Annotated in this window: 7 protein-coding genes and 1 pseudogene; 5 read left to right on the forward strand and 3 right to left on the reverse strand. The window is 41.2% G+C overall.

Annotated features, from left to right (window positions below):
* Positions 1-284 (reverse strand): transposase (locus BS63_RS0110130; RefSeq protein ID WP_028798567.1); only part of this gene is annotated, 284 nt, incomplete at its 3' end.
* A 217-nt stretch (positions 285-501) separates the two neighbouring features.
* Here BS63_RS0110130 and BS63_RS0110135 point away from each other — a divergent pair.
* The 5 genes and pseudogenes from BS63_RS0110135 to BS63_RS0110155 all read left to right on the forward strand — a co-directional run bounded on the left by BS63_RS0110135 (position 502) and on the right by BS63_RS0110155 (position 3,390).
* Complete coding sequence (locus BS63_RS0110135) at positions 502-1,239, forward strand: MBL fold metallo-hydrolase (protein ID WP_002960193.1); 738 nt, start codon at positions 502-504, stop codon at positions 1,237-1,239.
* Entirely contained in the window at positions 1,229-1,810 is a 582-nt protein-coding gene (locus BS63_RS0110140) for a TetR/AcrR family transcriptional regulator (RefSeq protein WP_002960191.1), read from the forward strand. The genes BS63_RS0110135 and BS63_RS0110140 overlap by 11 nt, the downstream gene beginning before the upstream one ends.
* A gap of 6 nt (positions 1,811-1,816) precedes the next feature.
* A pseudogene (locus tag BS63_RS0110145) lies at positions 1,817-2,151 on the forward strand (DUF2568 domain-containing protein).
* 48 nt (positions 2,152-2,199) lie between these two features.
* Complete coding sequence (locus BS63_RS0110150) at positions 2,200-2,697, forward strand: YbhB/YbcL family Raf kinase inhibitor-like protein (RefSeq protein ID WP_002960186.1); 498 nt, start codon at positions 2,200-2,202, stop codon at positions 2,695-2,697.
* Positions 2,698-2,733: 36 nt separating this feature from the next.
* Positions 2,734-3,390 carry a DUF1803 domain-containing protein gene (locus BS63_RS0110155; RefSeq protein WP_002960184.1) on the forward strand — a complete coding sequence of 219 codons (657 nt, stop codon included), beginning with the start codon at positions 2,734-2,736 and terminating at the stop codon, positions 3,388-3,390.
* A 74-nt stretch (positions 3,391-3,464) separates the two neighbouring features.
* On the opposite strand, the gene BS63_RS0110160 is transcribed toward BS63_RS0110155, so the two are convergent.
* The gene (locus BS63_RS0110160) at positions 3,465-4,112 is read right to left on the reverse strand and encodes a metal-dependent transcriptional regulator (RefSeq protein ID WP_002960182.1); all 648 of its coding nucleotides are present in this window, start codon (positions 4,110-4,112) and stop codon (positions 3,465-3,467) included.
* Between the two features lie 132 nt (positions 4,113-4,244).
* A partial coding sequence (locus BS63_RS0110165) for an IS30 family transposase (RefSeq protein ID WP_028798576.1) occupies positions 4,245-4,566 on the reverse strand: 322 nt, incomplete at its 5' end.

Genomic DNA, 4,566 nt, shown 5'->3' on the forward strand with positions numbered 1-4,566 from the left:
ATCACCAGCTGACCTGTTAAGTATTGCAGGGCAAGATTTTCCACCATCATTTTTTCTATCTTTCGTCCGGAAAAGATCCCTTGAGAATAAGCAAATAAAAGGGCTGCTAGGAGTAATTGGGGATGGTAAGAAGGCCGCCCAACCTCATGATAAAAGTTTAGAAAGGCATTATCATCTAGTTTATTGACCACCTTTTCAATCGTAAAAACGAGATGGTTGTGGGGTAAGAATGCGCTTAATTCTAGTGGCAGAGTCGTTTGATTTGTGTTATAGTGACTGTACATGAGGTAGCCTTTCTATTATTTTTTTGTCAACTATATTTTATCAAGACTACCTATGTCAAGCAAAAAGCAACGGCATCAAAACCGTTGCTTTTTCGTTGGCTGAGGGATAGTTTTGTCCCAGGCTCTTTTTATTTTGACAATTGCTTCAGGCGTGATATACTATTCTAAAAGACAACTAACCAGTGGTTAGCTGTTGATAATAAAGGAGTTTTATTAAATGACTGATTGGATTTATGGGCTGATTTCCAAGAAAAAAGCGATTAGCAAGCACATCACCAAGGTAGAATTTGATATTGGCCTATTTATTGTTAGCATCTGGTTGGTGGAAAAAAACGGCCACTTTTTCATGATAGACACAGGTATTGGTAAGCTAGGCAGTGGGGAGATGATTGATTACTCTTTAAGAAAGTATTTCCCAAAGATAAATATTGAAGCTCTTTTCCTAACGCATGGTCATTCGGATCATGTGGGTGGAGTAAGTAATTTATTGAAGAGAAATCCTAGTCTCCCGATTTTTATAAATCATCGAGAATTTCCTTACTTATTGGGGGAGAAACCTTACCCAAGGCGAAAAAACTTGGAACAGGTCAATTTTGATGCTAGTCTTTTGAGGAGCCTCAGTAGCGAAGAAGCAAAGGTGAGTTTGGCAAAAGCTGGCTTGACCCCACTTTGGACCCCAGGACACTCACCTGGTCATACTTGCTATTATCATGAGGGAGACCAAGTTTTAATAGCAGGCGATTTACTGACAACCAACAGGAGAGGAACCTTACGTCCGCCAATGAAGGCCTTTACGGCTGATATGCCAGAGGCTTTAGCGACTGCCCATCATCTTTTGCAGACCTATCCCCAAGCCTTATTGAGCGTGTGTCACGGTGGGGAAATTCAAAATGCTTTAGCAGAGATGAAAAAATCGGCCTGGTATGGAAAGCGAGAAAGTAAAAATGGCAAATAATACAAGGCAAAGAATCATTGAAGCGGCTAAACTTCTTTTTCAAGAAAAGCCTTATTCCAGTATCGGTGTTCGGGAAATTGCTAAGCAAGCTGGCTGCTCCCATACGGCTATTTACCTTTACTTTAAAAACAAGGATGAGATTCTCTATGAGGTAACCAAGGCCCCATTAGAAGAGCTTTATCAGACTTTGAAGGAGATTGTGACAGAAGCTCAAGCTCCTCAGGAAAAGCTTCTACAAATGGCTCATGCCTATCTTGATTTTGGCTTTACCCATCAAAATACCAATAGACTAATGTTTTTAGTTGATGGTGAGCGAGTGGAACTAGAAGAATTTGATAACCCTGTTAATAGCTTGAGAATAAAGTGTTTTCGTCTTTTGGAAGAAAACCTTAATAGTCTGCTTCCTGAAAGCTTGACAGACTTGCAAAAGTTGAATGTTGCCCGTGGCCTTTATCTCTTTATGCAAGGGATGATTGCCAATTATGCCATAGATGGAGAAAGTTATAATGACCGACTAAAAGCAATTGTGACAGACTATCTCAATTACAGCATTATTAGGGGATTGAACTAGTTTAAAATGAGAGTCTTGTCAAATTTCGTTACTAGTCTTCGATTTCTTTGGAAACCACAGCACTTTTTGGCCTTCTAGGCAGTCTCTTTACTCATAGGGATATTTTGACTAAGGTTAGTTTTACCACTTTTGCTGTGCTAACAATCATTCTCTGGTCTCGCTATGGGGCACCAAAAGCTAGCCACCGGTTAAGCAATCCGGCGAAGATTATCTTAGAACTATTCATCCTTAGCTTTGCTAGCCTGAGTTTTTTCTGGCTTTACGGTAGCCTAGTGGGTCTGGTCTTTTCCTTAGTTTCCCTAGTAGATTTGCTGCTTCTCTACATCTTGAGATTGGACTAAAAATGATATAATAATCTTATACCTAGACTAGTTAAAGGTGGTCCTAGCATGGAAAAATTGATAGTGACTTGTCCAAGAATTTTGGATAGGGGCGACTTTCCCTTGGAGCATACGGGAGTTGGGGATAATGTTTCCCCAGAATTTTTATTGAAAAATCTATCGTCGAAGGCCGAGACTCTTGCGATTATTTTGGAGGACTTGGACCATCCTTTAAAGAAAGACTTTACCCACTGGCTCATTTGGAATCTGCCTGCTTTAAGTCGTATCCCTGCTCACCTTGCTCCTGGCTTTGTGGTTAAGGAACCTGAGGGAGCTAGGCAGGGGATTGCCTACGGATGGCATCGCTATGCTGGTCCCAAACCGCCTTTGGGTCAGACTCATACCTACCGCTTCACTATTTATGCCTTAGATAGGCCCCTAGCTCTAGGACAATGGACCAGGAAGCGACAATTGTTAAAGGCTATGGAGGGGCACATCTTACAGGAGGGACAACTGACTGCTAATTTTGGTAGTCCAAAAGATTTCACCCCTCTTCCAGCCGGCTAATTAGCACATATTATTTTTGACTCTAGGAGAATCATCTTGCTACTTGTTTTAAATCCTGATAAATTAACCCGTCAACCTTTCTTTCAAGACCTCATCAATTATCTATCTGAAAATGAAGATGTCAGCTTGAGGCAGCTTAAACGAGATTTTCTTCGAGTTTCTTGTCTGGAGCGGTCTTTGGAAGATTATATCCAGGCTGGTTATATTCTGCGGCAGAATAAGCGTTACTACCTGACCCTGTCTCTCCTAGAAGATGTGGAGGGAGTAACCTTGGATCAGCAGCTTATTCTGGATACAGAAAGTCCTGTTTATCAAGACCTTCAAGCATTGGTATTTGAAACGAGGCTAACCAATAAGACCAATGAGGCAGTTCTGATTGAGCGGACTGACTTTGAAAGAAATGCTCCGACTTTGTCCAATTATTTTTACAAGATGAGAACGGGGGCTTCCCTAACACAGAAGCAAGGGCAGATTTACAACATACTGGGGGACGTCAATCCTGACTATGCTCTCAAATATATGACTAGTTTTCTGCTAAAGTTTGCTAAGAGGGACCTTGTTAAGCAGAGACGGTCAGATATTTTTGTTGAAGTCTTGGTACTCTTAGGCTATATCAAGGAAGAAGAGTCCGAGACTTACAGCCTGCAGCTGGCATTTGATGAGGAGAAGCTGAGTTTTAAGGAACAAGACTGATAATTTGAGAGACTAAAAAGACCATGTTCCGCTTTGGAGCATGGTCTTTTTGGCAGTCATAATGTTGATCTTTCCTATTGTCTTTCCACATAGATTTCTTGGGCGATGGCTTGGGGAACAGTCAAATCTTTTTGCTTGTAATGAATGGTGTAGGTTTGGGCATAGCTATCAATAGCAGTCACTTCAATAATTTGATTGATGTGGAGCTGGTGCTTATCCAAATAGTTTAGAAGCTGAAAGTCATCGTGAACTCGACCGACCAGATAGGCACCAGTTTTTTCAATTTGGGCTAGCGAGGTCTGGTAGCGTTCAAGCAAAACCATATCTTTCTTAGGGATGCTGCCGCCGTGGGGGCAAAATTCTGGAAAGTCAAGATTTTCCTCCAGGCGGTCAATAAAGGTTGTAGAGACCGTATGCTCCAAGACTTCTGCCTCTTGGTGAATCTCGTCTGCCGTATAATGCAGGTCTCTGACTAGGAAGGACTCAATCAGGCGGTGTTTGCGGTAGAGGTCGGACACCAGGAGTAGTCCTTTTTGAGTCAAGTCGTAACCCAGGACCTTATCCTTTGTGATTAGCCCTTCGCTAATCATTTTTTTGATCATTTCTGAGACGGCAGGAGCTGAAACCCGCATCTCCTGGGCAATTTCCTTATTGGTCATTTTACGCTGACCTTGACTAAGTTCATAGATACATTTTAAGTAGTCTTCTCGATTAGGCGTCATAGAGCTCTCACTTTCTTACTGACATTATAGCAAAATAAAATTAAGTCGCTCCAATTATTTTGTTTAATTGATTAGAATGACTTAATTAAGTGAGCTTAAATATATGATAAATTGCAAGAATAAGTGCAACATTTACTTGAACTCATCCTCTAGAGCTTCACTAGCAGTTCTGTAAGCTAAACATTTTCGTGGTCGGTGAATGATATCATATAAAGCCTTATTCAAAACCTCATCAGAGATAGCGGCTAAATCTGTTTTCTTTGGGAAATATTCTCTTAGTAAGCCATTTGCGTTTTCATTGCTTCCTCTCTGCCAGGATGAATAGGCGTCCGCAAAGAAAAAGGAAATTCCTAAATTCTCTACCAGAGGATAGCAGGCAAACTCTTTTCCCCTGTCTGAAGTGAAGGTTTTAAGAGCCTCTTTTGGAAATAGCTTACAAAGTTGTTCGATGGCT

The sequence above is a fragment of the Streptococcus sobrinus DSM 20742 = ATCC 33478 genome (assembly GCF_000686605.1).
GTDB classification, from domain to species: domain Bacteria; phylum Bacillota; class Bacilli; order Lactobacillales; family Streptococcaceae; genus Streptococcus; species Streptococcus sobrinus.

Bases quoted from the DNA above. Each gene is read 5' to 3' on its own strand.
- BS63_RS0110140 (WP_002960191.1), top strand. From the start codon at position 1,229: ATGGCAAATAATACAAGGCAAAGAATCATTGAAGCGGCTAAACTTCTT.
- BS63_RS0110150 (WP_002960186.1), top strand. From the start codon at position 2,200: ATGGAAAAATTGATAGTGACTTGTCCAAGAATTTTGGATAGGGGCGAC.
- BS63_RS0110135 (WP_002960193.1), top strand. From the start codon at position 502: ATGACTGATTGGATTTATGGGCTGATTTCCAAGAAAAAAGCGATTAGC.
- BS63_RS0110160 (WP_002960182.1), bottom strand. From the start codon at position 4,112: ATGACGCCTAATCGAGAAGACTACTTAAAATGTATCTATGAACTTAGT.